Consider the following 757-nt stretch of genomic DNA (forward strand, 5'->3'; position numbering starts at 1 on the left):
CCTGCTGCGGCTGCGGGCCGGCGACGCCGCGGCCGCGCCCGACGCCGTCGTCCTGCCCGCCGGCCACGACGAGGTGCTCGCCGTGCTCCGGGTCGCGAACCAGGAACGGATCGTCATCGTGCCCTACGGCGGCGGCACCTCCGTCGTCGGCGGCCTCGCGCCGTCCGGGCGCGGCGACCGGCCTGTGATCGCGCTCGACCTGTCCCGGCTGGACCGCCTGGGCCGGGTCGACCGGGAGTCCGGCACCGCCGAACTCGACGCCGGCCTGCGCGGCCCGCGGGCCGAGGAGTTGCTCGCCGAGGAAGGGCTCACCCTCGGGCATCTGCCGCAGTCCTGGGAGTACGCCTCGATCGGCGGCTTCGCCGCCACCCGCTCCAGCGGGCAGGCCTCCGCGGGCTACGGCCGCTTCGACGACCTGGTCGTCGGGCTGCGCGTGGCCACGCCCGCCGGCTCCTGGGAGCTCGGCCGCGCGCCCGCGTCGGCGGCCGGACCGGATCTGCGCGAGCTGATCCTCGGCTCCGAAGGTGCCTTCGGCGTGATCACCCAGGTGGTGGCGCGGGTGCGGCCGCTGCCGGCCCGTCGCCTCTATGAGGGCTGGTCGGTGCCCGACTTCGCCACCGGGACCCGGCTGCTGCGCGCCCTGGCCGTGCGCGACCTGCGGCCCACCGTGTGCCGGCTCTCGGACGAGACCGAGACGCTCGCCGGCCTGGCCGGCCCACCTCGTCAGCACGACACGGCCAGGCGCGGTTCCCGCGAC

General features: G+C 77.4%; 1 protein-coding gene. It reads left to right on the top strand.

All coding sequences use genetic code 11. The annotated features are described in order from the left end of the window. On the top strand, window positions 1–757 hold a 757-nt coding region (locus MXD58_RS26060), incomplete at both ends, for an FAD-binding oxidoreductase (RefSeq protein ID WP_250610388.1).

Origin of the sequence: Frankia sp. AgKG'84/4, assembly GCF_023242965.2 — a bacterium.
Lineage (GTDB): Bacteria > Actinomycetota > Actinomycetes > Frankiales > Frankiaceae > Frankia.